The sequence below is a fragment of the Streptomyces sp. NPDC007856 genome (assembly GCF_042868225.1).
GTDB lineage: Bacteria > Actinomycetota > Actinomycetes > Streptomycetales > Streptomycetaceae > Streptomyces.
This window is the reverse complement of the sequence record NZ_JBIAEC010000002.1, coordinates 222,923-247,404: the sequence shown is the minus strand read 5'-3', so window position 1 is coordinate 247,404 and position 24,482 is coordinate 222,923. Positions and strand designations below refer to the sequence as shown.

General features: G+C 71.4%; 20 protein-coding genes. 16 read left to right on the top strand and 4 right to left on the bottom strand.

Annotated features, from left to right (window positions below; genetic code table 11):
• Positions 1–55: 55 nt before the first annotated feature.
• The 3 genes from ACFYOH_RS05530 (at position 56) to ACFYOH_RS05520 (ending at position 2,174) form a co-directional block, all read left to right on the top strand.
• A complete protein-coding gene (locus ACFYOH_RS05530) occupies positions 56–619 on the top strand; it encodes an SAV_6107 family HEPN domain-containing protein (protein WP_388621469.1) in 564 nt (187 codons plus the stop codon).
• A gap of 123 nt (positions 620–742) precedes the next feature.
• On the top strand, positions 743–1,513 hold the full coding sequence (locus ACFYOH_RS05525; RefSeq protein WP_388621467.1) for a methyltransferase: 771 nt from the start codon (positions 743–745) through the stop codon (positions 1,511–1,513).
• Positions 1,514–1,790: 277 nt separating this feature from the next.
• Positions 1,791–2,174: a DUF3040 domain-containing protein gene (locus ACFYOH_RS05520; RefSeq protein ID WP_388621466.1), complete on the top strand. Its 384-nt coding sequence runs from the start codon at positions 1,791–1,793 to the stop codon at positions 2,172–2,174.
• A 90-nt stretch (positions 2,175–2,264) separates the two neighbouring features.
• Here ACFYOH_RS05520 and ACFYOH_RS05515 read toward each other — a convergent pair whose 3' ends face one another.
• The 4 genes from ACFYOH_RS05515 to ACFYOH_RS05500 form a co-directional block, all read right to left on the bottom strand.
• Positions 2,265–4,652 (bottom strand): DUF3488 and DUF4129 domain-containing transglutaminase family protein, encoded by a 2,388-nt coding sequence (locus ACFYOH_RS05515; RefSeq protein WP_388621464.1) that lies wholly within the window; start codon positions 4,650–4,652, stop codon positions 2,265–2,267.
• Positions 4,649–6,010 carry a DUF58 domain-containing protein gene (locus ACFYOH_RS05510; protein ID WP_388621462.1) on the bottom strand — a complete coding sequence of 454 codons (1,362 nt, stop codon included), beginning with the start codon at positions 6,008–6,010 and terminating at the stop codon, positions 4,649–4,651. Before ACFYOH_RS05510 ends, ACFYOH_RS05515 begins: the two co-directional genes overlap by 4 nt.
• Entirely contained in the window at positions 6,010–7,050 is a 1,041-nt protein-coding gene (locus tag ACFYOH_RS05505) for an AAA family ATPase (RefSeq protein WP_388621460.1), read from the bottom strand. The genes ACFYOH_RS05510 and ACFYOH_RS05505 overlap by 1 nt, the downstream gene beginning before the upstream one ends.
• Positions 7,051–7,303: 253 nt before the next feature.
• A complete protein-coding gene (locus ACFYOH_RS05500; RefSeq protein ID WP_388621458.1) occupies positions 7,304–7,852 on the bottom strand; it encodes a beta-class carbonic anhydrase in 549 nt (182 codons plus the stop codon).
• 419 nt (positions 7,853–8,271) lie between these two features.
• Here ACFYOH_RS05500 and rsmH point away from each other — a divergent pair, with 419 nt between their 5' ends.
• The 13 genes from rsmH to ACFYOH_RS05435 all read left to right on the top strand — a co-directional run bounded on the left by rsmH (position 8,272) and on the right by ACFYOH_RS05435 (position 24,419).
• Positions 8,272–9,228 carry a 16S rRNA (cytosine(1402)-N(4))-methyltransferase RsmH gene (rsmH, locus tag ACFYOH_RS05495; RefSeq protein ID WP_388621456.1) on the top strand — a complete coding sequence of 319 codons (957 nt, stop codon included), beginning with the start codon at positions 8,272–8,274 and terminating at the stop codon, positions 9,226–9,228.
• Between the two features lie 663 nt (positions 9,229–9,891).
• A complete protein-coding gene (locus ACFYOH_RS05490; protein ID WP_388621454.1) occupies positions 9,892–10,485 on the top strand; it encodes a septum formation initiator family protein in 594 nt (197 codons plus the stop codon).
• A gap of 5 nt (positions 10,486–10,490) precedes the next feature.
• Complete coding sequence (locus tag ACFYOH_RS05485) at positions 10,491–12,452, top strand: peptidoglycan D,D-transpeptidase FtsI family protein (RefSeq protein WP_388621452.1); 1,962 nt, start codon at positions 10,491–10,493, stop codon at positions 12,450–12,452.
• A gap of 166 nt (positions 12,453–12,618) precedes the next feature.
• Positions 12,619–14,139 carry a UDP-N-acetylmuramoyl-L-alanyl-D-glutamate--2,6-diaminopimelate ligase gene (locus ACFYOH_RS05480; protein ID WP_388621450.1) on the top strand — a complete coding sequence of 507 codons (1,521 nt, stop codon included), beginning with the start codon at positions 12,619–12,621 and terminating at the stop codon, positions 14,137–14,139.
• Positions 14,140–14,167: 28 nt separating this feature from the next.
• A complete protein-coding gene (murF, locus tag ACFYOH_RS05475; RefSeq protein ID WP_388621448.1) occupies positions 14,168–15,574 on the top strand; it encodes a UDP-N-acetylmuramoyl-tripeptide--D-alanyl-D-alanine ligase in 1,407 nt (468 codons plus the stop codon).
• Positions 15,571–16,644 carry a phospho-N-acetylmuramoyl-pentapeptide-transferase gene (gene mraY, locus ACFYOH_RS05470; RefSeq protein WP_388621447.1) on the top strand — a complete coding sequence of 358 codons (1,074 nt, stop codon included), beginning with the start codon at positions 15,571–15,573 and terminating at the stop codon, positions 16,642–16,644. Before murF ends, mraY begins: the two co-directional genes overlap by 4 nt.
• A complete protein-coding gene (gene murD / locus ACFYOH_RS05465) occupies positions 16,626–18,068 on the top strand; it encodes a UDP-N-acetylmuramoyl-L-alanine--D-glutamate ligase (RefSeq protein ID WP_388621445.1) in 1,443 nt (480 codons plus the stop codon). The genes mraY and murD overlap by 19 nt, the downstream gene beginning before the upstream one ends.
• A 97-nt stretch (positions 18,069–18,165) precedes the next feature.
• Positions 18,166–19,524, top strand: a complete 1,359-nt coding sequence (gene ftsW, locus ACFYOH_RS05460; protein ID WP_388621443.1) for a putative lipid II flippase FtsW — start codon at positions 18,166–18,168, stop codon at positions 19,522–19,524.
• 6 nt (positions 19,525–19,530) lie between these two features.
• The gene (murG, locus tag ACFYOH_RS05455; protein WP_388621441.1) at positions 19,531–20,622 is read left to right on the top strand and encodes an undecaprenyldiphospho-muramoylpentapeptide beta-N-acetylglucosaminyltransferase; all 1,092 of its coding nucleotides are present in this window, start codon (positions 19,531–19,533) and stop codon (positions 20,620–20,622) included.
• A gap of 63 nt (positions 20,623–20,685) precedes the next feature.
• A complete protein-coding gene (locus tag ACFYOH_RS05450) occupies positions 20,686–21,480 on the top strand; it encodes a cell division protein FtsQ/DivIB (protein ID WP_388621440.1) in 795 nt (264 codons plus the stop codon).
• A 279-nt stretch (positions 21,481–21,759) separates the two neighbouring features.
• The gene (gene ftsZ / locus ACFYOH_RS05445) at positions 21,760–22,968 is read left to right on the top strand and encodes a cell division protein FtsZ (protein WP_388621438.1); all 1,209 of its coding nucleotides are present in this window, start codon (positions 21,760–21,762) and stop codon (positions 22,966–22,968) included.
• Positions 22,965–23,693: a peptidoglycan editing factor PgeF gene (gene pgeF, locus ACFYOH_RS05440; protein ID WP_388621436.1), complete on the top strand. Its 729-nt coding sequence runs from the start codon at positions 22,965–22,967 to the stop codon at positions 23,691–23,693. Before ftsZ ends, pgeF begins: the two co-directional genes overlap by 4 nt.
• Positions 23,694–23,699: 6 nt before the next feature.
• On the top strand, positions 23,700–24,419 hold the full coding sequence (locus tag ACFYOH_RS05435) for a YggS family pyridoxal phosphate-dependent enzyme (RefSeq protein WP_388621434.1): 720 nt from the start codon (positions 23,700–23,702) through the stop codon (positions 24,417–24,419).
• The last annotated feature ends 63 nt before the right edge of the window (positions 24,420–24,482 follow it).

Below are 24,482 nucleotides of genomic sequence, written 5' to 3'. Positions count from 1 at the left end.
TCACGATGGGCACATACGGCACCCGTGCCGTCACCCAGACGACAGGAGGTTCGTCATGGCCAACCCGTCCGCAGCCGCCGCCCGCCGGCGCCGCGCCACCGGCCCTGCCCCCTCACTGACCGGCCCGGCGAGCGACGTGCACCCCGTGCTCCGCCGGGCCACGGCCCCGCCCGCCGCCCTCGACCTGCTCGCCCAGGCCCGGGCCGCACTGGACGAGGCCACCGTCCTGGAAACGCCGAACGAGCGCTATGCGACGGCCCACCTCGCCGCCCTGCGCACCGCCGCCGCCGTGCTCGCCGCCCGCGGCCGCCCCGAGACCTCCCCGCGCCGCCGCGCCCGGATCCGCAGCGCCTGGGAGGTACTGCCCGAGATCGCCCCCGAACTGACCGAGTGGAGCGCGCTGTTCGCCTCCGGCGCAGCCCGCCGGGCCCGTGCCGAGGCCGGCATCCAGGGCGCCGCGAGCCGCCGCGACGCCGACGACCTGATACGGGACGTGGCGATGTTCCTGCGCATTGTCGAGCGGATGCTCGTCCTCCAGCCGGTCCTGCCCCAACCCCGCCAGGATCCCGGGGAACCGGACGGCCCGAGCGCGCGCGGTGAGCTTCCGGACGCGGGCTGACCACGGGAAGTCCGGCGTTCGAGACGCGCCGGGCCGTATCCGTCCGCGGTGACCGGCAGGGCGGCGCAGGCAATAGGGTGGAGTCGCCTGAAGCGATCCAGCCCTGCCGAGGAGTCAACTGCCGTGTCGGACCCGATGCGCCCCCGCGCCTCCCTGCGTACCGCCGTGGTCTGGGAGGTCCTCCAGGACGCCCTCGACCGCCGGGTCAAGGCCACGGGACGGGAGTCGCTGGACGTCCTCGACACCGGAGGCGGCAGCGGCAACTTCGCGGTGCCCGTCGCCCGGCTCGGCCACCGCGTCACCGTCGTCGACCCCAGCCCGAACGCGTTGTTCGCGCTGGAGCGCCGGGCCGCCGAGGCCGGCGTCGCCGAGCGGGTCCGCGGCGTCCAGGGCGATGCGCACGGCCTGTTCGACGTGGTCGAGCGCGACGGTTACGACGCCGTGCTGTGCCATGGCGTGCTGGAGTACGTGGACGACCCGGCCGAGGGCATCCGCAACGCCGTCGCCGCGCTGCGCTCCGAGGGCGTGCTCAGCCTGCTCGCCGCCGGCCTCGGCGGCGCCGTGCTCGCCCGCGCCCTCGCCGGCCACTTCACGGAGGCCCGGCAGGCGCTGCAGGACCCCGAGGGCCGCTGGGGTGCCGGCGACCCGATGCCGCGCCGGTTCACCGCCGAGCAGCTCACGGCGCTGGTCGAGGGCGCGGGCCTGACCGTCGGGGCCGTGCACGGCGTGCGGGTCTTCGCCGACCTGGTCCCCGGCGTGCTCGTGGACACCGAGCCCGGCGCCCTGGACGCGCTCCTGAAGCTGGAGGCCGCCGCGGCCGAGCTGCCCGCGTTCCACTCCGTCGCGACCCAGCTGCACGTGCTCGGTGAGACGCCGGGTGCCACCGAGGGCTGAGCGGACTGCCGTGACCCGCCGCTGATCAGGGCCTTGGCAGCGGATGGAGTACGCCACAAGACCCCCGATCGAGGGGTTTGCGCCGTATGATCGAGGTACACCGCCCGGCATGACGGGTCGGCCGCCGGGGAATGGAAGCCTCAGCGAGCCGGGACGGCCATGACGGATTCCGGTTGGCCAATTGGCGTAGAGGGGCGGGTTTCACGGGGGCGATTCCCTGCCTATCCTGAAGGGACCCCCCGGGTCGCCCCGGCGACTGCACGATGAGGAGGACTCCGTGCCGCTCTCGGAGCACGAGCAGCGCATGCTCGAGCAAATGGAGCGAGCGCTGTACGCCGAAGATCCCAAGTTCGCGTCGGCGCTTGAGGGAAGCGGGCTGCGTACGTACACCCGGCGGCGGGTCTACCAGGCGGTCGCAGGCTTCCTCGTGGGTATCGCGCTCCTCATGGCCGGAATGGTCGCGCAGCTGATCTGGGTCAGCGTGGTGGGTTTCCTCGTCATGCTGGGCTGTGCCGTGCTCGCCGTCACCGGCTGGCGCAAGGCGCCCAAGCCGGGCGAGCAGCCCGCGGGTGCCGCTCGTCGCCAGGTGCGGCCGAAGCGCTCCATGATGGATCGCATCGAAGAGCGCTGGCAGCGCCGCCGGGACGAACACGGCCATTAGCCGGCCGACGGTTTTCCCGGAGTTCCCCGGACACCGACAGACACCATGTGAGGGGCGACCACCAGCGGTGGTCGCCCCTCACACATGCTCTCAGCCCTGCTGCTGCGACGGCCGGCGCAGCCGGCCGGGCCGGGCCGCCGCCACCCGTGCCCTGAGCGCCGACCAGCGGGCCGACACCGCCCACAGCACCCGCACCGAGGAGCGGGGCAGGAACAGCGCCCGCAGCCGGGTGCCGGTGCTCGCCGTGCCGCGCAGCCCCTCGATCACCCGGCGCACATCCGCCGCCGTACCCGCCGCCGGGCGCGGCCGGGGCGCGTACAGCACCTGCTCCACCGCGTCCGCGACCCGCTGCACCGCTCCACCGGTCGCCTGGTCCAGCCGCCCGAGCTCGACGACCCGGGCGGCCGCCCGGCGCGGGGTCAGCGACTCGTCCGGCGCGATGCCGTGATCCCAGGCGCTGTCCGTCAACTCCTGCCAGGCCGCCAAGGCGTGCGCGGCCGCGCCCTGCTCGGTCCGGGCGTGCCCGCCGAGCCGCACCGAGCGCACCCGCGTCCGCCACAGCAGCGGCGACAGCGGAATCGCCAGGACCACCAGCGCGGCCAGGCCGATCAGGGCATACCGCCACGGGCCCGGGCCACCGCCGCCGCTGTGCGGGGCCGCCACGGCGGACCCGGTGTCACAACCCTGGAGCCTGACCACATCGTGCGCGCAGCTCTGGCTCGGCGAGGCCGCCGCCGAGGGTGCCGTGGAGGACTGGTGCGACGGCAGGGTCTGGTCCGGCAGCGAGCTGCCGGGCGTGTCCGCCTGGGTGTACGACGGCGTGGTGCCGCGGGTCGGGGTCGGCTCGAAGCGGGTCCAGCCCACACCCTCGAAGTACAGCTCGGGCCAGGCGTGCGCGTCCTTCTGGTTCACCGCCACCGTGCCGTCGGGCTGTGGGGTACCGGGCGCGAAGCCCACCGCGACCCGGGCCGGGATGCCCAGGGTGCGGGCCATCGCCGCCATCGCGAAGGAGAAGTGGACGCAGAAGCCCTGCTTCTTCTTCAGAAAAGTCGCGATGGCGTCGGGGCCGCGGCCGACCTCGACCTGGGTGTCGTACTGGAAGCCGCCCGTCACGGCGAAGTAGTCCTGGAGTTTGACGGCCTCCTCGTAGTGGCTGTGCGCGCCCGCCGTGATCTCCTTGGCGGTCCTGGCCACGACCATCGGCACCGAGGACGGCACCTTCGTGTACTCGCGCTTCAGGGCCGCCGGCGGCTCCGGCGCGGTGGACAGCTGCTCCGCGGTCGGCTGCACGTCCAGACTGGTGATCTGGTAGGTCTCGCCACGCGTGGTCTGGCCGTGGTCGCCGACCAGGGTCATGCCGACCGGCTCGTAGCGCCAGCGGCCGCCGATCTGCACACCGCTCGGCGGGTACGGCATCGGCAGCCAGTCCTGGGCGTACCAGTCCGACGCCGAGACCGTCGTCGTCACCGTGCCGCGCTTGACGTCCGGGGCGAGGCCGATGGGCGTCGGGAACTTGTCCGGTACGCCGACGATGTGCCGCTGGGCCGGCTTCCAGGTGGTGCCGTCGAAGTCGTCCAGGGACACTATCCGCAGATACAGGTCCGAGATGTCGTTCGTGCTGGTCTTCAGGGACAGGACCTGGCGGTCGTTGTTCGTGTTCAGGCTGTCGCGCAGGGACACCAGCGGATTGACCGCGGAGATCGTGCCGCCGTTGCCGTCGCCCACTCCCACGCCCGTACCGGCGGCGTCCAGCAGGCCTCCCTGCATCGCGGGCAGGGCGAGCGGCACCACCAGGGCCGCACCGAGCGCGACCGCGCCGATCCGGCGTCCGGTCCGCACCGGGGCCATCGCGCTGGCCTCCGGGGAGCCCTGCGTAGAGGGAGCGCCGCCGAAGACCCGGCCCCACTGCGCCAGCCGGTCCCGGCCCTCCGCGAGCAGCAGCATCAGATAGCCGGCCGCCGCCACCAGGAACCACAGCCAGTCGGCGCCGCCGTCGGAGAGCCCGGCGGCCACCGAGTACAGCGCGAGCAGCGGCAGCCCGGCCGGGGCCGCACTGCGGAAGGTCACCGCGAGCGTGTCCACCAGCAGGCCGATCAGCAGCACGCCGCCGATCAGCATCAGCTTGATGCCGTCGGTCAGCGGCGCCGGTATCGCGTACTCGCTGACGTCGGTCGAGCCCTGCTGGAGCAGGTCGGCGAAGTGCCGGAAGGCGTCCGGGCCGGGGATCAGCCCGATGACCGCGTACTCCCGCGCGAAGACCAGGGTCAGCAGCACCAGGGTGACCAGCGCCTGCGCCAGCACGGTCAGCGGCCGGGCCAGCGGCACCCGGCGGGCCGCCGCGCCCACCCCGGTCTGCGCGGCCACCAGCGGGACCAGCTGGAGCAGCCAGGTCGGCTCGGCCACCAGAGGCAGCAGCGCACAGGAGGCCATCAGCGTGGCCGCGGCCGCGCACAGCGCCAGTCGTGCCCGACCGCTCATCGCGTCGCCTCCCCGCCCACCGCGGCCAGGCCCGAGCGCTCCCGGTCCGCCTGCTGCCACAGCCCGTTCAGTGCCGTGCCGCGGGGCACGCTCAGCGCCGTCCAGCCCGCCTCGCGCAGCATCCGCAGCCGCTCGGCGTGCCGGTCGCCGGGCCGCGGCACATCGGTCGCCTCCCGCACCCAGGTGTCCGGGTCCAGTACGAAGGCGACGGCGCCGCCGCTGCGCCGGCTCATCTTCGCGACCGTCGTGGCCTGCTCCTCGTCCAGGTCGCCGAGGAAGGCGATCAGCAGTCCCTCGTTGCCGCCGCGCAGCACGTCGTACGCCCGCGACAGGCCCGTGCCGTCGGAGTGGTCGATCACCGCGAGGGTGTCCATCATCAGTCCGGCCGCCTCCGCGGTCTCCTGGCCGGCGCCCGCGAACCCGTCGGCGCCCTCGCCGGGCACCACACTGCCGCTGTCGGTCAGCAGCCGTACCGAGAAGCCGCGTTCGAGCATGTGCACCAGCACCGAGGCCGCGCCGGAGACGGCCCACTCGAAGGCCGAGTCGGGGCCCGCGCCCTCATAGGCCCCGCCCCGGGTGTCCAGCAGGACCGTGCAGCGCGAGCGCCGGGGCTGCTCCTCGCGCCGCACCATCAACTCGCCGTAGCGCGCGGTGGACCGCCAGTGCACCCGGCGCAGATCGTCGCCGTAGCGGTAGCCGCGCGGGATCACGTCGTCCTCGCCGGCCAGGGCCAGCGAGCGCTGCCGCCCGTCGCCGTACCCCTTGGCCTCGCCGCTGAAGCGGACCGGGGCGAGCGGCTCCACGCGCGGGATGACCGTGAGGGTGTCGAACGTCGAGAAGGAACGGGTGAGTTCGCACATTCCGAAGGGGTCTGTGAGCCGCAGCTGCAGCGGGCCCAGCGGATAGCGGCCGCGCAGGTCGGAGCGGACCCGGTAGGACACCTCGCGGCGGCCGCCCGGCTCCACCCGGTCCAGCACGAACCTCGGGCGCGGCCCGAGGACGTACGGCACCCGGTCCTGGAGCATCAGCAGGCCGGTGGGCAGCCGGGAGACGTTGTCCATCCGCAGGTGCACCCGGGCCTCGCTGCCGGCCGGCACGCGCGCGGGGGAGAGCCGACGGGTGCCGGCCACCCGGTAGCGCGTGCGGTACACCACGGTCGCGCAGGTCAGGGGCAGTGCGGCCAGCAGCAGGCCGACCCGCAGCAGATCGCTCTGGCCCAGGACGTACGCGCAGATCGCGGCCGCGACACCGGCCGCCAGGAAGGAACGGCCGCGGGTGGTCAGCCCCGCCAGGGCCGTACGGACGCCGCCGGACTCGCCGCGGTCGGCCTCCGCCTGCCCCGTCCCCCCAGTGCTCATCACAGACTCCGCGGGGGCTGCTGGGGATACGCCGGAACGCCACGGCCGAGTCCGCCGAAGTCGCCCTGCTGCCCCGGCGCGGCGGGCACCGGGGTGTGCTGCAGGATCTCCTGCACGACCTGCTCGGCGGTACGGCGGTTCAGCTGGGCCTGGGCGGTGGGCAGCAGACGGTGCGCGAGGACGGCGACGGCGAGTGCCTGGACGTCGTCCGGAAGCGCGAACTCCCGGCCGGCGAGGGCCGCGGACGCCTTGGCCGCCCGCAGCAGATGCAGCGTCGCGCGCGGGGAGGCGCCGAGTCTGAGGTCGGGGTGGGTGCGGGTGGCGGCGACCAGTTCCACCGCGTACCGCCGGACCGGCTCGGCGACATGCACCCCGCGCACGGCCTCGATCAGCTTCACGATCTCGTGCGCGTGCGCCACCGGCTGCAGGTCCTCCAGCGGGCTCACCCCGCCGTGGATGTCCAGCATCTGCAACTCGGCCTCCACGCTCGGGTAGCCGACGGAGACGCGGGCCATGAAACGGTCGCGCTGGGCCTCGGGCAGCGGGTAGGTGCCCTCCATCTCGACCGGGTTCTGCGTGGCCACCACCATGAAGGGGCTGGGCAGTTCATACGTCTGCCCGTCGATGGTGACCTGGCGCTCCTCCATGGACTCCAGCAGCGCCGACTGGGTCTTGGGCGAGGCGCGGTTGATCTCGTCACCGATCACGATCTGCGCGAAGATGGCGCCCGGCTTGAACTCGAAGTCCCGGCGCTGCTGGTCCCAGATGGACACACCGGTGATGTCCGAGGGCAGCAGGTCGGGCGTGAACTGGATGCGCCGCACCGAGCAGTCGATGGACCGCGCCAGCGCCTTGGCCAGCATCGTCTTGCCCACTCCGGGGACGTCCTCGATCAGCAGGTGGCCCTCGGCGAGCAGCACGGTCAGCGCGAGCCGTACGACCTCGGGCTTGCCCTCGATCACGCCCTCCACCGAACCGCGTACCCGCTCCACTGTGGCGGTCAGATCTGTGAGGCTCGCTCGATCGTCATAGGTCGTCACCCGGCCCTCCTCGGCCCGTTCTTTCCGGGCCGACGCTACGTGCGAAACCGGCCCACCCCGAAACACGGACACCACGCGGGAAAGGTTCCGCGCGACGCCACACCCCGCATTCTTGCCGCCGTTACCGATTCGTGTCACTCGCCTGTGGACAACTGCCCGCAGGATGTCGGTCTTACGACTTTTTCGACCACATCTTCGATACGGCGATACGGCGATGGCGGGATGCTTCCGGGGCGGCCGGCCGGTCTGCCGGTCAGGCCGGGTCGACCTCGCGCAGCAGACCGGTGCGCACGTCGAACACGAAACCGCGCACGTCGTCGGTGTGCAGCAGGAAGGGCGAGGTGCGCACGCGCTGCATGGACTGGCGTACGTCCTGGTCGACGTCCCGGAAGGCCTCGACCGCCCAGGCCGGCCGCTGGCCGACCTCCATCTCCAGGTCGTGCCGGAAGTCCTCGGTGATGGTCTCCATGCCGCATCCGGTGTGGTGGATGAGCACGACGCTGCGGGTGCCGAGGGCCCGCTGGCTGATGGTCAGGGAGCGGATCACGTCGTCGGTGACGACACCGCCCGCGTTGCGGATGGTGTGGCAGTCGCCGAGCTGCAGGCCGAGCGCCGCGTGCAGGTCGAGACGCGCGTCCATACAGGCCACGACCGCGACCTTGAGTACGGGACGGGCGTCCATCCCTGGGTCGGTGAACTCGGCGGCGTACGTCTGGTTGGACTCGACAAGGCGGTCGGTCACGGTGCCAGCGTCGGTTATGGCGCCTTCGGATCCAGTGGGCACTGCTGCGGAAGTCGTCATACCCATGACGTTACTGGTCACCCCCGGTCCCGTCCTCCTGTGAGAGCGGGACAAAAAACGTCATCGCGCCTTGCTGTGAGCTACCCCACAGGGGGGCAAACCTCCCCCGGACGGGTGAATCCCGTCGAATTGCGGCTCCCGTCGCGATGCGGTAGGCGACGCGCAGGCCGGTTGATTGACCGCGAGACAGGGTGGACTAAAGTGACGCGAAGCGGGAGGCGTGGTTCTCCCTGCTGGTAAAACCCCCGGAGACCCCGGCTCACCCCGGACCGTCTCCCCACGTGCGCGGCGCGTACGTACGGCTCGGCCTCCTCCCGCTCCCGGTCCGGCTGACGCTTCCGGCGCCGGCAGGCCTCCCCTACACGAGCTGGCGGGGACCCGGCGGTGCGTGCGGGCCCGCCGGAAGATGAGAGGCCCCCTTGAGCCAGAGTCGACACGTCCCGGTGATGCTCCAGCGGTGCCTGGACCTGCTGGCGCCCGCCCTGGAGCGCCCGGGAGCGGTGGTCGTCGACTGCACCCTCGGCCTCGGCGGACACAGCGAGGCGCTGCTGACCCGGTTCCCGGAGGCGCGGCTGATCGGCCTCGACCGGGACAAGGAGGCGCTGCGCCTGTCGGGCGAGCGGCTGGCGCCCTACGGTGAGCGCGCCACCCTGGTGCACGCCGTCTACGACGAGCTGCCCGACGTACTGCACAAGCTCCGCATCGCGCGCGTGCAGGGCGTTCTGTTCGACCTCGGGGTCTCCTCCATGCAGCTGGACGAGGCCGACCGCGGCTTCGCCTACGCGCAGGACGCGCCGCTGGACATGCGGATGGACCAGACGACCGGCATCAGCGCCGCCGAGGTCCTGAACACCTACCCGGCGGGCGAACTGGTACGGATCCTGCGCGCGTACGGCGAGGAGAAGCAGGCCAAGCGGATCGTGGCCGCGATCGTGCGCGAGCGCGAGAAGGAGCCGTTCAGCAACAGCGCGCGGCTGGTCGAGCTGATCCGTGACGCTCTGCCGCAGGCCGCCAAGCGCACCGGCGGCAATCCCGCCAAGCGCACCTTCCAGGCGCTGCGCATCGAGGTCAACGGTGAGCTGTCCGTCCTGGAGCGGGCGATCCCGGCGGCGGTGAAGGCCCTGGACGTCGGCGGGCGCATCGCCGTCCTCTCGTACCACTCGTTGGAGGACCGCCTGGTCAAGCAGGTCTTCGCGGCCGGCGCGGCCTCCACCGCGCCGCCCGGGCTGCCGGTGGTGCCCGAGCGCTACCAGCCGCGGCTCAAGCTGCTCACCCGGGGTGCCGAACTTCCCACCGAGGAAGAGGTCGCCGAGAACCGCCGGGCCGCACCGGCCAGGCTGCGCGGCGCCGAACGCATCAGGGAGGACGCCGAGTGACCGAGACGGGTCGGTTGGATTCCCGAACCCACTGGGAGACTCACGGGGATGCCCGGTCTCACCAGGGGCGTCAGGGACATTCCCGAACTCGCCAGGCGGGTCGCGTGGCTTCCCGCAGGTACCGCGCGGCTCGCGTGCTTCGCCGGGCCTCCCAGAACAGCCACGAGGATCTTTGGCCGCACCGGGGGACCGACGAGGCATCCCGGACTCGCGGGGCTTCCCGGTCTCGCCCGGAGCGCCGAGCGGAGTCCGCAACGCGCCGGGCTCGCGGTGCGGTTCTCGGGACTCGCCGGGAGTGCCGCGAGGGTCCCAGGTCTCGCCTGGAGTGCCGAGTGGACCTCGGGACGTGCCGGGAGTGCTGCGAGGGTTCCCGGACTCGCCTGAAGTGCCGAGTGGACCTCGGGACGTGCCGGGAGCGCCGCGGGGGTTCGCGTACTCGCCTGGAGTGCTGCCGTGGGGACGCCGGAACACGCTGGGAGCGCCGTGCGGTTCTCGGGACTCGCCGGGAGTGCCGCGGGGGTTCCCGGAGCCACCGGCAGCGCCGGGGGGACCCCGGCGCTTGGCCGGGGCGCCGTGTGGAGCGCCGTAGTCATGCGGAGTGCCGCGCGGGTTTCCGGGGCGAGCGGCCGAGCTACGAGGAGCCCCTGACCGACCGGGGGAGCTGTGAGTAGGAAACCGCAGTTGAAGGGGCGGGCCGCGCGGCTTGTGCGGCTCTTTCCGGCCGGCCGGGCCCGGGCCGCCCGCACCCCGTTCGTCCTGCTCGTCGTCCTGCTCCTCGGCGGCGGTCTCATCGGACTGCTGGTGCTCAACTCCGCGCTCAGCGAAGGCTCGTTCAAGCTCGCCGACCTGCAGAAGCGGACGAAGAACCTGACCGACGAGGAACAGGCCCTCCAGCGGGACATCGACGCCTACTCCTCCCCCGACGCCCTCCAGCGCCGCGCCCGCCAACTCGGCATGGTCCCCGGCGGCGACCCGGCCTTCCTCGGCTCCGACGGCAGGATCAAGGGCGTCCCGAGCGCCGCCACCCCCGAGTCCGCCGACTTCACCGACCCGGTCGCCCCCGAGGCCCTGACCCCGGCCCCGGCCCCCTCCACGACCTCGGGCACACCCACCACGCCGGCCCCGGTCACGCCCTCCGCCACCGCATCGGCACCGGCACAGCCCCGGTCGGCCGCCGTCGCCTCCGCCCGCGCGGGGGCCGTTCCGCCGCACCCGTCCACCCCCCAGCCCATTCCCACCCCGACCCCCGGCAGGTGACGGAAGTGTCCGACAGGGAACCGCCGCGCCGTCGTGTGCCCGGGCCGGCCAAGCCGCCGCGGCCGAGGAGTGCCGTACGGCAGCCCCGGCCCGGTGCGCGTCCGGTGCGGCGGCCGAGCGGTGCTCGGCCGCCGTATCAGCGCCCGCTCCGGCTCGGCAGCCCGCGGCCCCGGCTGCGCCTGGTCAGCCTCACGCTGACCCTGATCCTGATCGCCTTCGTCGTACGGCTGCTCCAGGTGCAGGCCGTCGACGCCAGCGCGTACGCCGCGCGGGCCGAGCAGAACCGGTATGTCGTGCACACGCTGGCCGCCGAGCGCGGCGGGATCACCGACCGCAACGGCGTGGCCCTCGCCATCAGCGAGGACGCATACGACATCACGGCCGATCCGACGATGTTCAGCAGCAAGCAGCTGAAGGTCGACGACGGCCCGGAGCAGGCCGCCGCGCTGCTCTCGCCGATCCTCGGGCAGAGCCAGGGCGACATCGTGAAGAAGCTCCGGCCGAAGAACAAGGACTCCCGGTACGCCCGGCTCGCCACCCGGCAGACACCGCAGGTCTGGAAGCAGATCAAGGACCTGAAGACCGCGCTCGCCAAGAAGGCGGAGACGGACAAGAACACCGTCAACGCGCTCGCCGGCGTCTTCGCCGACCCGAGCAGCCAGCGGGTGTACCCCAACGGCGACCTCGCCGCCGGGATACTGGGCTGGGTCAACGCCGACGGCCAGGGCGGCGGCGGCATCGAGCAGGAGCTGAACAAGCAGCTGTCCGGGAAGGACGGCAAGATCCGCTATGCCCAGTCCGGGGGGCGTGAGGTGCCCACGGCGGGATCGACGGAGACGCCCGCCGTGCCCGGTTCCGACGTCGAGCTGACCATCGACCGCGACATCCAGTGGGCCGCGCAGAACGCCATCACCCAACAGGTGAAGAAGTCCAAGGCCGACCGCGGTTATGTCGTCGTCCAGGACACCCGCACCGGGCAGATCCTGGCCATGGCCAACTCGCCCGGTTTCGACCCCAATGACCTGTCGAAGGCCGACGGCGCGGCCCTGGGCAACGCGGCCGTCCAGGACGCCTACGAGCCCGGCTCCACCGCCAAGGTGATGTCCATGGCGGCCGTGCTGGAGGAGAACGCGGCCACTCCGCTCACCCACGTCGTCGTACCGAACCGGCTGCATCGCGGCGACCGGCTCTTCTCCGACGACGTCGACCACGCCACCTGGAACCTCACGCTGAACGGCGTCCTCGCCAAGTCCAGCAACATCGGCACCATCCTGGCCACCGGCCAGCTCGGCAGGACGCAGCCGGAGGCCAACAAGGTCCTCTACTCCTACCTGCGCAAGTTCGGCATCGGCCGCTACACCGGACTCGGCTTCCCGGGCGAGACCCCGGGCATCCTCGCGCCGTACCAGAAGTGGTCCACCTCGCAGCAGTACACGATTCCTTTCGGCCAGGGCTTCTCCATCAACGCCGTCCAGGCCGCCTCCGTCTACTCGACCATCGCCAACGGCGGGGTCCGGATCGAGCCGACCCTGGTCCGCGGCAGCAAGGGTGCCGACGGCCGCTTCACCCCCGCGCCCAAGCCCAAGCAGACCCGCGTGGTCAGCGAGAAGACGGCCCGGTCCGTGGCCATGATGCTGGAGTCCGTCGTGGACGACGAGCAGGGCACCGGCGTCAAGGCCCGCATCCCCGGATACAACGTGGCGGGCAAGACGGGCACGGCCAACCGTGTGGATCCGGCCACCGGGAAGTACCACGGGTACACCTCGTCGTTCGCCGGCTTCGCACCCGCGGACAACCCCCGCATCACCGTCTACTGCGCCATCCAGAACGCCACCTCCGGCAGCTACTTCGGCGGCCAGATCTGTGGCCCCATCTACAAGCAGGTGATGGAGTTCGCCCTGAAGACGCTCCAGGTCCCGCCGACCGGGGCGCCGGCCACGAACCTGCCCGTCGACTACAAGCCCTGATCAGCACACCGGAACACCAGGAAACGAACTCGTGACAACGATCACCCCGGAACCCGGGAACCAGGGGGCCGAGAACCCCTCACTTCGCTCCGGAGCGGGTACGCCCGGTACGCTCACCGCCGTGCCACACGCTGATCAGTCCCAAACCACCCAGAAGGGCCAACCCGTGACATATCCGGGACTGCCCCGGCCGACGCTGCTCCCCGCCACACCCCTCGCGGAGCTCGCCGACCAGCTGGGTGTCACCGCGCCGGAGGGCGCCGCCGAGATCAAGGGCATCACCCATGACTCGCGCGCCGTCCGCCCCGGCGACCTGTACGCCGCCCTCCCGGGCGCCCGGCTGCACGGCGCCGACTTCGTCAACCAGGCCGCGAGCCTGGGCGCCGTCGCCGTGCTCACCGACCCCACGGGTGCCGAGCGCGCCGCCGCGACCGGACTGCCCGTCCTGGTCGTCGACGACCCGCGCGGACGGATGGGAGAGCTGGCGGCCACGATCTACCGGCACCCGGGCCGCGATCTGCTCCAGATCGGCATCACCGGCACCTCCGGCAAGACCACCACCGCCTATCTCGTCGAAGGCGGCCTGGGCGCGTCCCGCCCCGCCGGCCTCATCGGCACGGTGGAGATCCGCATCGGCGACGAACGCATCAAGTCGGAGCGCACCACCCCCGAAGCCACCGACCTCCAGGCCCTGTTCGCGGTCATGCGCGAAAGAGGCGCCGAGGCGGTCGCCATGGAGGTCTCCAGCCACGCCCTGGTCCTCGGCCGGGTCGACGGCTGTGTCTTCGACATCGCCGTGTTCACCAACCTCAGCCCGGAGCACATGGAGTTCCACTCCGACATGGAGGACTACTTCCGGGCCAAGGCGCAGCTGTTCACCCCGAAACGCAGCAAACTCGGCGTGATCAACGTGGACGACGCGTACGGCCGCCGGCTGGCCGAGGAGGCCACGGTCCCCGTCGTCACCTTCTCCGCCGAGGGCCACCCCGACGCCGACTGGCGCGCCGAGGACGTCCAGGTCGGCCCGGTGGACTCGACGTTCACCGTCGTCGGCCCGGACGGCGAGCGGATCCACGCCAAGTCGCCGATCGCCGGCCCCTTCAACGTGGCGAACACCCTCGCCGCCGTCGTCGCGCTCGCCGCCGCCGGTCTCGACCCGCAGACCGCCGCCGACGGCATCGCCGCCGTCCCGGGCGTCCCCGGCCGGCTGGAGCGCGTGGACGCCGGGCAGCCCTATCTCGCGGTCGTGGACTACGCCCACAAGACCGACGCCGTCGAGTCCGTGCTCAAGGCGCTGCGCAAGGTCACCAAGGGCCGCCTGCACGTGGTCCTCGGGTGCGGCGGCGACCGCGACCGGACCAAGCGCGCCCCGATGGGCGCCGCCGCGGCCCGGCTCGCCGACACAGCCGTACTGACCTCCGACAACCCCCGCTCCGAGGACCCCCTGGCGATCCTCGCGACCATGCTCCAGGGCGCCGCCTCCGTGCCCGCGCACGAGCGTGGCGAGGTGCTCCTGTTCGAGGAGCGGGCGGCCGCGATCGCCGCCGCAGTGGGCCGCGCCCAGGCCGGCGACACCGTGCTGGTCGCGGGCAAGGGCCATGAGCAGGGCCAGGACATCGCCGGCGTGGTCCGTCCCTTCGACGACCGCCAGGTGCTCCGCGAAGCCATCCAGAAAACCCAGGGATGAAAATCCAGAAGACCCAGGGGATGAACTTGTGATCGCCCTCTCCCTCGCCGAGATCGCAGCAGTCGTCGGCGGGCAGACGCACGACATACCGGATCCGTCCGTGGAGGTCACGGGACCGGTCGTCCGGGACTCCCGCGAGGTGCTGCCCGGCAGCCTGTTCGCCGCCTTCGTCGGCGAACGCGTGGACGGCCACGACTACGCAGCGCAGGTGATCGAGGCGGGCGCGGTCGCCGTACTGGCGTCGCGCCCGGTCGGCGTGCCCGCGATCGTCGTCGACGACGTCCAGACCGCGCTGGGCGCCCTCGCCCGGCACGTCGTACGCCGGCTCGGCGCGACCCTCGTCGCCCTGACCGGCTCGGCGGGCAAGACCAGCACCAAGGACCTGATCGCGCAGGTGCTGCAGCGCAAGGCGCCGACGGTGTTCACGCCCGGCTCGCTCAACAACGAGATCGGGCTGCCGCTGACCGCCCTGTCCGCCACCGAGGAGACGCGGTTCCTCGTGCTGGAGATGGGCGCCCGCGGCATCGGGCACATCCGCTACCTCACCGACCTCACGCCTCCCAGGATCGGTCTGGTCCTCAACGTCGGCACCGCCCACATCGGCGAGTTCGGCGGCCGCGAGCAGATCGCCCAGGCCAAGGGCGAGATCATCGAGGGCCTTCCGGAGGACGGCGCCGCGATCCTGAACGCCGACGACCCGCTGGTCCGCGCCATGGCCCCCCGTACCAAGGCGAAGGTGGTCCTTTTCGGAGAGTCGGCCGAAGCGGACGTACGCGCCGAGAACGTGCGACTCACGGACAGCGGACAGCCCTCCTTCAGGCTTCACACACCCTCCGGTGCAAGTGATGTGACCATGCGCCTGTACGGTGAGCATCACGTGTCGAACGCGCTCGCCGCGGCCGCCGTCGCCCATGAGCTGGGCATGTCCGCGGAAGAGATCGCCACCGCGCTCTCCGAGGCGGGCTCCCTCTCCCGCTGGCGCATGGAGGTCACCGAGCGCCCGGACGGCGTGACCATCGTCAACGACGCCTACAACGCCAACCCCGAGTCCATGCGGGCCGCCCTTCGGGCACTCGCGGCCATGGGCAAGGGGCGCCGCACGTGGGCGGTGCTCGGCAAGATGGCCGAGCTGGGGGACGAGGCGCTCGCCGAGCACGACGCCGTCGGACGGCTCGCCGTCCGGCTCAACGTCAGCAAGCTCGTCGCCGTCGGGGGGATTGAGGCCTCCTGGCTGCAACTGGGCGCATATAACGAGGGTTCGTGGGGTGAGGAGTCGGTGCACGTGTCCGACGCACAGGCGGCGATCGACCTGTTGCGCAGCGAGTTGCGCCCGGGGGACGTCGTGCTCGTGAAGGCGTCCCGTTCGGTGGGTCTGGAGAGCGTTGCCCAGGCGCTCGTCGAGACCGGTGCCGAGGGTGAGGTTGCCGCCCGATGATGAAGCAGATCCTGTTCTCAGGAGTCATTGGCCTCTTCCTGACGCTGATCGGCACCCCGCTGCTGATCAAGCTCCTCGCCCGCAAGGGCTACGGCCAGTACATCCGTGATGACGGTCCGCGTGAGCACGCCAGCAAGCGCGGAACGCCGACCATGGGCGGTATCGCCTTCATCCTGGCGACGATCGCGGCGTACTTCCTGAGCAAGCTCATCACCGGTTACCCGCCCACCTACTCCGGGCTGCTGGTCCTCGGCCTGATGTTCGGCATGGGGTTGGTCGGCTTCCTCGACGACTACATCAAGATCGTCAAGCGGCGTTCGCTGGGCCTGCGGGCCAAGGCGAAGATGGCCGGCCAGCTGATCGTAGGCATCGCCTTCGCGGTGCTGTCGCTGATGTTCGCCGACGCGCGCGGCAACACCCCGGCCTCCACCAAGCTGTCGTTCATCACCGACTTCGGCTGGACGATCGGCCCGGTGCTGTTCGTCGTCTGGGCGCTGTTCATGATCCTCGCGATGTCGAACGGCGTGAACCTCACCGACGGTCTGGACGGACTGGCCACCGGCGCCTCCGTGCTCGTCTTCGGCGCCTACACGTTCATCGGCGTCTGGCAGTTCCAGGAGTCCTGCGCCAACGCGCAGACCCTGACCAACCCGGCCGCCTGCTACGAGGTGCGCGACCCGCTCGACCTCGCGGTGGTCGCCTCCGCCCTGATGGGCGCCTGCCTGGGCTTCCTGTGGTGGAACACCTCGCCGGCGAAGATCTTCATGGGCGACACCGGCTCGCTCGCCCTCGGCGGTGTCCTCACCGGTCTGGCCATCCTCTCCCGCACGGAGCTGCTGCTGGCCATCATGGGCGGTCTGTTCGTCCTCATCACCATGTCGGTCGTCATCCAGGTCGGCTCCTTCCGGCTCACCGGCAGGCGCGTCTTCCGGATGGCGCCACTCCAGCACCACTTCGAACTCAAGGGCTGGTCCGAGGTCCTGGTGGTGGTCCGATTCTGGATCATCCAGGGCATCTGTGTGATTGTCGGACTGGGCCTCTTCTATGCAGGATGGGCAGCGGAAAAGTGACCTCCACCTCGGAGCTCTACGACTTCCAGGGCAAGCACGTCACCGTCGCCGGGCTCGGTGTCTCCGGCGTCCCGGCGGCGAAGGTGCTGCACGCGCGCGGGGCGGTCGTCACGGTCGTCAACGACGGCGACGACGCACGCGCGCGTGAGCAGGCCGCCGAACTGGAGGCGCTCGGCATCACCGTGCGCCTCGGCGACGGGGCGACCCTGCCGGAGGGCACCGAGCTGATCGTCACGGCGCCCGGCTGGAAGCCCGACAAGCCCCTCTTCACGGCGGCCGCCGCGGCGGGCGTGCCGGTCTGGGGCGACGTCGAGCTGGCCTGGCGCCTGCGCGGACCCGACGCGGCGCCCTGGCTGGCCGTCACGGGCACCAACGGCAAGACCACGACCGTGCAGATGCTCGCGTCCATCCTGCGGGCCGCGGGCCTGCGCACGGCCGCCGTGGGCAACATCGGCGTCTCGCTGCTGGACGTGGTGCTCGGGGACGAGGAGTACGACGTCCTCGCCGTGGAGCTGTCCAGCTACCAGCTGCACTGGGCGCCCTCGCTGCGCGCCCACTCCGCCGCCGTCCTCAACCTCGCCCCGGACCACCTCGACTGGCACGGCTCGATGGAGGCGTACGCCAAGGACAAGGGCCGTATCTACGAAGGAAATCGGGTCGCCTGCGTCTACAACGTGGCCGACAAGCTGACCGAGGAGCTGGTGCGCGAGGCCGACGTGGAGGAGGGCTGCCGGGCCGTCGGCTTCACTCTCGGCACCCCCGCCCCCTCCCAACTCGGCGTCGTGGAGGGCATCCTGGTCGACCGCGCCTTCGTCGAGAACCGGCAGAAGAACGCCCAGGAGCTGGCCGAGGTCTCCGACATCAACCCGCCGGCCCCGCACAACATCGCCAACGCCCTTGCCGCGGCGGCCCTCGCGCGTGCCTTCGGGGTGCCCGCCAAGGCCGTACGGGAGGGTCTCAAGGCCTTCCGCCCGGACGCGCACCGCATCGCGCACGTCGCCGACCTCGACGGGGTCGCGTACATCGACGACTCCAAGGCGACCAACACCCACGCCGCGGAAGCCTCGTTGGCGGCATATGAGTCGATCGTATGGATTGCGGGTGGTCTGGCGAAGGGCGCGACGTTCGACGAGCTGGTCGCCAGGTCGGCGAAGCGCCTTCGCGGTGCCGTCCTGATCGGCGCCGACCGTGAGCTGATCCGCGACGCCCTCGCGCGACACGCCCCGGAAGTACCCGTGGTCGACCTCGACCGGACCGACACTGGGGCGATGCTCCAGGCGGTGACGGAAGCGAAGCGGCTCGCGAAGCCCGGTGACACGGTGCTGCTGGCCCCGGCCTGCGCCTCCATGGACATGTTCACCAACTACAACCAGCGCGGTGACGCGTTCGCGGCGGCGGTCCGCGAACTCGGCGCGGGCGCCTGACGGCGGGTCTCGGCCACCTGGGGTGCTTCGGGACCCTTGGAGGGACGCGTGAGGCGGATGTGGCTCGGGTTTGGTCGGCGGGTGCGAGGAGCTGGTGATGTCCGGTAGCCGTACAGGCCGTCCACCGGCTCAGCGCGCCGCCAGTAGGCCCGCGGCGCCCCGCCCGCCGCGCGAGAACTCCGTACAACGGCTCTACACGCGCGCCCGGAAGGCCTGGGACCGGCCGCTGACCGCCTACTACCTGATCGTCGGCGGCACCCTGCTGATCACCGTGCTCGGTCTGGTGATGGTCTACTCGGCCTCCCAGATCACGGCGCTGCAGCTGTCGCTGCCCGGGTCGTACTTCTTCCGCAAGCAGTTCCTCGCCGCGGTCATCGGCGGCGTACTGCTGTTCGTGGCCTCCCGCATGCCGGTGAAACTGCACCGGGCGCTGGCGTACCCGATCCTCGCCGGCGCCGTCTTTCTGATGGTCCTGGTGCAGATCCCCGGGATAGGGATGGCGGTCAACGGCAACCAGAACTGGATCGCCCTCGGCGGCTCCTTCCAGATCCAGCCCAGCGAGTTCGGCAAGCTGGCCCTGGTGCTGTGGGGCGCGGACCTGATCGCCCGCAAGCAGGAGAAGAGGCTGCTGGCCCAGTGGAAGCACATGCTGGTGCCGCTGGTGCCGGTCACCTTCCTGCTGCTCGGGCTGATCATGCTCGGCGGCGACATGGGTACGACGATCATCCTGACCGCGATCCTGTTCGGGCTGCTGTGGCTCGCGGGAGCGCCGACCCGGCTGTTCTCCGGGGTGCTGGGCGTCGCCGGGCTGCTCGCCGCGCTCGCCATCTGGTCCAGCCCCCACCGGCTGAACCGGCTCAGCTGCATCGCCGCCACCGACCCCGGCCCGAACGACATGTGCTGGCAGGGCGCGCACGGCATCTATGCCCTCGCCTCCGGCGGACTCTTCGGTTCCGGTCTCGGTGCGAGTGTGGAAAAATGGGGCCAACTGCCGGAGGCCCACACCGACTTCATCTTCGCCGTCACCGGTGAGGAACTGGGGCTGGCGGGGACGCTGTCGGTGCTCGCCCTGTTCGCGGCTCTAGGCTATGCGGGTATCCGCGTGGCCGGACGCACGGAGGACCCCTTCGTGAGGTACGCCGCGGGAGGCGTGACCACCTGGATCACCGCCCAGGCGGTGATCAACATCGGTGCGGTGCTCGGTCTGCTGCCGATCGCCGGCGTCCCTCTCCCGCTGTTCTCCTACGGAGGGTCCGCCCTGCTGCCGACCATGTTCGCCATCGGGCTGCTGATCGCCTTCGCGCGCGACGAGCCCGCTGCGCGGGCGGCGCTTGCGATGCGGCAACCTCGCTTTGGTAGAAAGCGGGCGGGAGGCTCCGGTGCTGAGCGGGGGCCTCGGAGATGGAACACGATGCGACGGCGTGCCTCGGCGGCGCGTTCGTCCGGAGAGCGGTGAATTTCGGTGCATGTCGTACTCGCCGGTGGGGGGACCGCCGGCCACATCGAGCCCGCGCTCGCCCTCGCGGACGCCCTGCGCAGGCAGGACCCGACCGTGGGGATCACGGCCCTGGGCACGGAACGCGGCCTGGAGACCAAGCTCGTCCCGGAGCGCGGCTACGAGCTGGCGCTGATCCCGGCGGTGCCGCTGCCCCGTAAGCCGACCCCCGAGCTGATCACCGTCCCGGGCCGGCTGCGCGGCACCATCAAGGCCGCCGAGCAGATCCTGGAGCGCACCAAGGCGGACGTCGTGGTCGGTTTCGGCGGCTATGTCGCCCTGCCCGGCTATCTGGCCGCCAAGCGCCTCGGTGTGCCCATCGTGATCCACGAGGCCAACGCCCGCCCCGGCCTGGCCAACAAGATCGGCTCGCGGTACGCGGCCCGGGTCGCCGTCTCCACGCCCGACAGCAAGCTGCGCGACGCCCGCTACATCGGCATCCCGCTGCGCCGTTCCATCGCCACCCTGGACCGCGCCGCCGCCCGCCCCGAGGCCCGGCACCGCTTCGGCCTCGACCCGAACCTGCCCACGCTGCTCGTCTCCGGCGGCTCCCAGGGTGCCCGCCGTCTCAACGAGGTCGTCCAGCAGGTCGCCCCGTGGCTGCAGCAGGCCGGCATCCAGATCCTGCACGCGGTCGGCCCGAAGAACGAACTGCCGCAGGTGCACCAGATGCCGGGAATGCCCCCCTACATCCCGGTAAGTTACCTGGACCGGATGGACCTCGCGTACGCCGCGGCCGACATGATGCTCTGCCGTGCGGGCGCGATGACCGTCGCCGAACTCTCCGCCGTCGGACTGCCGGCCGCCTATGTCCCGCTGCCCATCGGCAACGGCGAACAGCGGCTCAACGCCCAGCCGGTGGTCAAGGCCGGCGGCGGCCTCCTGGTCGACGACGCGGAACTCACGCCGGAGTGGGTCCAGCAGAACGTCCTGCCCGTGCTCGCCGATCCGCACCGGCTGTACGAGATGTCCCGCGCGGCAAGCGAGTTCGGCCGCCGGGACGCCGACGAGCTGCTCGTCGGCATGGTGTACGAGGCGATCGCCTCGCGCCACCACTAGCATCGGCGAGTGAGCCGAAGGGGCGCGCCCCGGAGGTGAGCCGAGCCAAGAAAGGGAGCGCGCGTGGCCGGACCGACGACCGCCGAGCGCGGTGAACGCCAGCAGGAGTCGTCCGGCCCGCCGCTCGTCCGCCGGCTCAGGAGACCGCCTCTTCGTACGATCGTCATCCTGGCCGCGCTCGCCGTGCTCCTCGGGGCCGGTGGCATCTGGGTGTTGTACGGCTCGAGCTGGCTGCGCGTCCGGCACGTCTCGGTGTCCGGCACGCGCGTGCTCATCCCCGCCGAGGTGCTGGACGCGGCGGACGTACCGGTCGGGGCGCCGATGATTTCCGTCGACACCGATGGCATCGAAGCCCGACTTCGCCGGAAATTGCCCCGAATTGACACCGTTGATGTGGTCCGGTCCTGGCCCCATGGAATCGGCCTGAAAGTGACCGAGCGTACCCCGGTTCTGATTGTCCGAAAAGATCGGAATTTCATCGAAATCGACCATGAAGGTGTCCGATTCGCCACGGTTTCTCAGGCGCCGAATGGCGTTCCGGTGCTGGAATTGTCCGTCTCCCGCACGGGTTCCGGCTCCGCGAGCCTCCGCCGCTTCGGCACCGACCGGCTGGTGCGCGAGGCGGTCCTGGTCGCCGGCGAGCTGCCGGCCGCCGTGGCGGCGGACACCCGGACCGTCCAAGTCCGTTCCTACGACGACATCTCGCTGGAGTTGGCCGACGGCCGCACGGTCGCTTGGGGCAGCGGCGAGAACGGCCGCACCAAGGCGCGGACCCTCGCAGCTCTCATGAAAGCAGCTCCCGGCGCGCGGCATTTCGATGTCAGCGTTCCCACCGCCCCTGCGTCATCGGGTAGTTGACGCACATCGGCGCAGGCCAGCACCCTGGTTGGGCACTGCTATGGCTGATCACATAGGGTGAAAAGAAAAACGGGAGGTTCGGCGTGTTCGTTGAACGGGCGCCACTTGTCGACTTAGTGTCCTGTTCAGAAGACTCCAGAGAACAGACACACTGGTAACCCTAAACTTCAGGGTTAGGGTTCGGGTCGGCGTTACGGACCGTCCCATTCGGCATCTGTCGTCCCGGCGCGGGGCACCGCACGGCGACGGCAACGTAATTCGAGGCGAGAGGCCTTCGACGTGGCAGCACCGCAGAACTACCTCGCAGTCATCAAGGTCATCGGTGTCGGCGGCGGTGGTGTCAATGCCATCAACCGGATGATCGAGGTCGGTCTCAAGGGCGTCGAGTTCATCGCCATCAACACCGACGCTCAGGCGCTGTTGATGAGCGACGCCGACGTCAAGCTGGACGTCGGCCGCGAACTCACCCGCGGACTCGGCGCCGGAGCCAACCCGGCCGTCGGCCGCAAGGCCGCCGAGGACCACCGCGAGGAGATCGAGGAGGTCCTCAAGGGGGCCGACATGGTCTTCGTGACGGCCGGTGAAGGCGGCGGCACCGGCACCGGCGGCGCGCCCGTCGTGGCCAACATCGCACGCTCCCTCGGCGCCCTCACCATCGGCGTGGTCACGCGCCCGTTCACCTTCGAGGGACGGCGCCGCGCCAACCAGGCCGAGGACGGCATCGCCGAACTGCGCGAGGAGGTCGACACCCTCATCGTCATCCCCAACGACCGGCTGCTGTCCATCTCGGACCGCCAGGTCTCGGTCCTGGACGCCTTCAAGTCCGCCGACCAGGTCCTGCTCTCCGGTGTCCAGGGCATCACCGACCTCATCACCACCCCCGGCCTCATCAACCTCGACTTCGCCGATGTGAAGTCGGTCATGTCCGAGGCCGGTTCCGCCCTCATGGGCATCGGCTCGGCGCGCGGCGACGACCGCGCGGTGGCCGCGGCCGAGATGGCGATCTCCTCGCCGCTGCTGGAAGCGTCCATCGACGGCGCCCGTGGCGTGCTGCTCTCCATCTCCGGCGGCTCCGACCTCGGTCTGTTCGAGATCAACGAGGCGGCCCAGCTGGTCAGCGAGGCCGCCCACCCCGAGGCCAACATCATCTTCGGCGCGGTCATCGACGACGCCCTCGGCGACGAGGTCCGGGTCACCGTGATCGCGGCCGGCTTCGACGGCGGCCAGCCTCCGGCTCGCCGGGACAACGTCCTCGGCTCGGCCTCGGCTTCGGCGGGCTCGCGCCGCGAGGAGCCCGCGGCCCGGCCGAGCGAGCCCAGTCGTCCGTCCTTCGGCTCGCTGGGCAGCGTCAAGCCCAAGGAGGAGCCGGAGCCCGTGCCCGAGCCGGTGGCCGACATCCCGGCCGCCCCGCCGGTCCCCCCGGCACAGCGGACCGCCTACGCGGACAGCGCGGCCGAGGAGCTGGACGTCCCGGACTTCCTGAAGTGATAGGACGGCGCGAGAGCGTGAGCGGCGCGCACTTCGCCTTCACCGACCGGTGGGGCGGGGTGAGCGCCGCTCCGTATGAGGAGCTCAACCTCGGCGGCGCGGTCGGCGACGCCCCCGAGGCGGTACGGGCCAACCGGGACATCGTGGCCAAGTCGCTCGGCATCGACCCGGACCGGGTCGTCTGGATGAACCAGGTGCACGGCGCCGATGTGGCCGTGGTGGACGAGCCCTGGGGAGAGCTCCCGGTGCCGGAGGTCGACGCGATCGTCACCGCGCGCCGCGGACTCGCCCTCGCCGTCCTCACCGCCGACTGTGTGCCGGTGCTGCTCGCCGATCCCGTCGCCGGGGTCGCCGCGGCGGCGCACGCGGGCCGGCCCGGCATGGTCAAGGGGGTCGTCCCCGCCGCCGTACGGGCCATGGTCGAACTCGGCGCCGAGCCGGGCCGGATCCTCGCCCGCACCGGACCGGCCGTCTGCGGGCGCTGCTACGAGGTGCCGGAGGCGATGCGCGCCGAGGTGGCGGCCGTCGAGCCGGCGGCGCACGCTGAGACGAGCTGGGGTACGCCGGCGGTCGACGTGAGCGCCGGGGTGCACGCGCAGCTCGACCGGCTCGGGGTGTGCGACCGGGCGCAGTCGCCGGAGTGCACGCTGGAGTCGGGCGACCACTTCTCGTACCGCCGTGACCGCACCACCGGGCGGCTCGCGGGCTATGTCTGGCTGGACTGATGGGGCATGACGGACCGTAAGACCCAACTCGCCGCGAACCTGGCGAAAGTGGAGGAGCGCATCACCGCCGCGTGCGTGGCGGCCGGGCGCAAGCGGGAGGAGGTGACCCTGATCGTGGTCACCAAGACCTACCCGGCCGGTGATGTGCGGATTCTGTCGGAACTCGGTGTGCGTCACGTCGCCGAGAACCGCGACCAGGACGCCGCGCCGAAGGCCGCGGCTTGCGCCGATCTGCCGCTGAAATGGCATTTTGTCGGTCAATTGCAGACCAATAAAGTCCGTTCCGTGGTCGGTTACGCCGATGTCGTGCAGTCCGTGGATCGTTCCAAGCTCGTCACAGCTCTGTCGAAGGAGGCCGTGCGGGCCGGGCGCGAAGTCGGCTGTCTCGTTCAGGTCGCGCTGGACGCGGGAGAGAACGGCCGCGGCGAGCGCGGAGGCGTCGCGCCGGGCGGAATCGAAGAGTTGGCCGACCTCATCGGTGAAGCACCGGGACTGCGGCTCGACGGGCTGATGACGGTCGCTCCGCTCACCGGCGAGTACGCGGGACGCGAACGGGCGGCGTTTGAACGGCTCATGGATTTGTCGACCGACCTGCGCCGAGCCCATCCGGCTGCAACCATGGTGTCGGCAGGGATGAGTGCGGACCTCGAACAGGCCGTGGCCGCCGGGGCGACACATGTGCGCGTCGGCACTGCGGTACTCGGAGTCCGCCCCGGGCTCGGGTAACGTCGCCAGGAAGTCGGACCACAGCAGAAAATATGGTCAATGCCTGTGAAGACGGGCACAACG

What these genes read in the sequence shown, in the direction of transcription:
- ACFYOH_RS05510 (WP_388621462.1), bottom strand. Translation starts at nt 6,010, where the DNA reads ATGAGCACTGGGGGGACGGGGCAGGCGGAGGCCGACCGCGGCGAGTCC.
- ACFYOH_RS05435 (WP_388621434.1), top strand. Translation starts at nt 23,700, where the DNA reads ATGACGGACCGTAAGACCCAACTCGCCGCGAACCTGGCGAAAGTGGAG.
- ACFYOH_RS05530 (WP_388621469.1), top strand. Translation starts at nt 56, where the DNA reads ATGGCCAACCCGTCCGCAGCCGCCGCCCGCCGGCGCCGCGCCACCGGC.
- ACFYOH_RS05515 (WP_388621464.1), bottom strand. Translation starts at nt 4,652, where the DNA reads ATGAGCGGTCGGGCACGACTGGCGCTGTGCGCGGCCGCGGCCACGCTG.
- ACFYOH_RS05500 (WP_388621458.1), bottom strand. Translation starts at nt 7,852, where the DNA reads ATGACGACTTCCGCAGCAGTGCCCACTGGATCCGAAGGCGCCATAACC.
- murD (WP_388621445.1), top strand. Translation starts at nt 16,626, where the DNA reads ATGGGCAGCGGAAAAGTGACCTCCACCTCGGAGCTCTACGACTTCCAG.
- mraY (WP_388621447.1), top strand. Translation starts at nt 15,571, where the DNA reads ATGATGAAGCAGATCCTGTTCTCAGGAGTCATTGGCCTCTTCCTGACG.
- ftsW (WP_388621443.1), top strand. Translation starts at nt 18,166, where the DNA reads ATGTCCGGTAGCCGTACAGGCCGTCCACCGGCTCAGCGCGCCGCCAGT.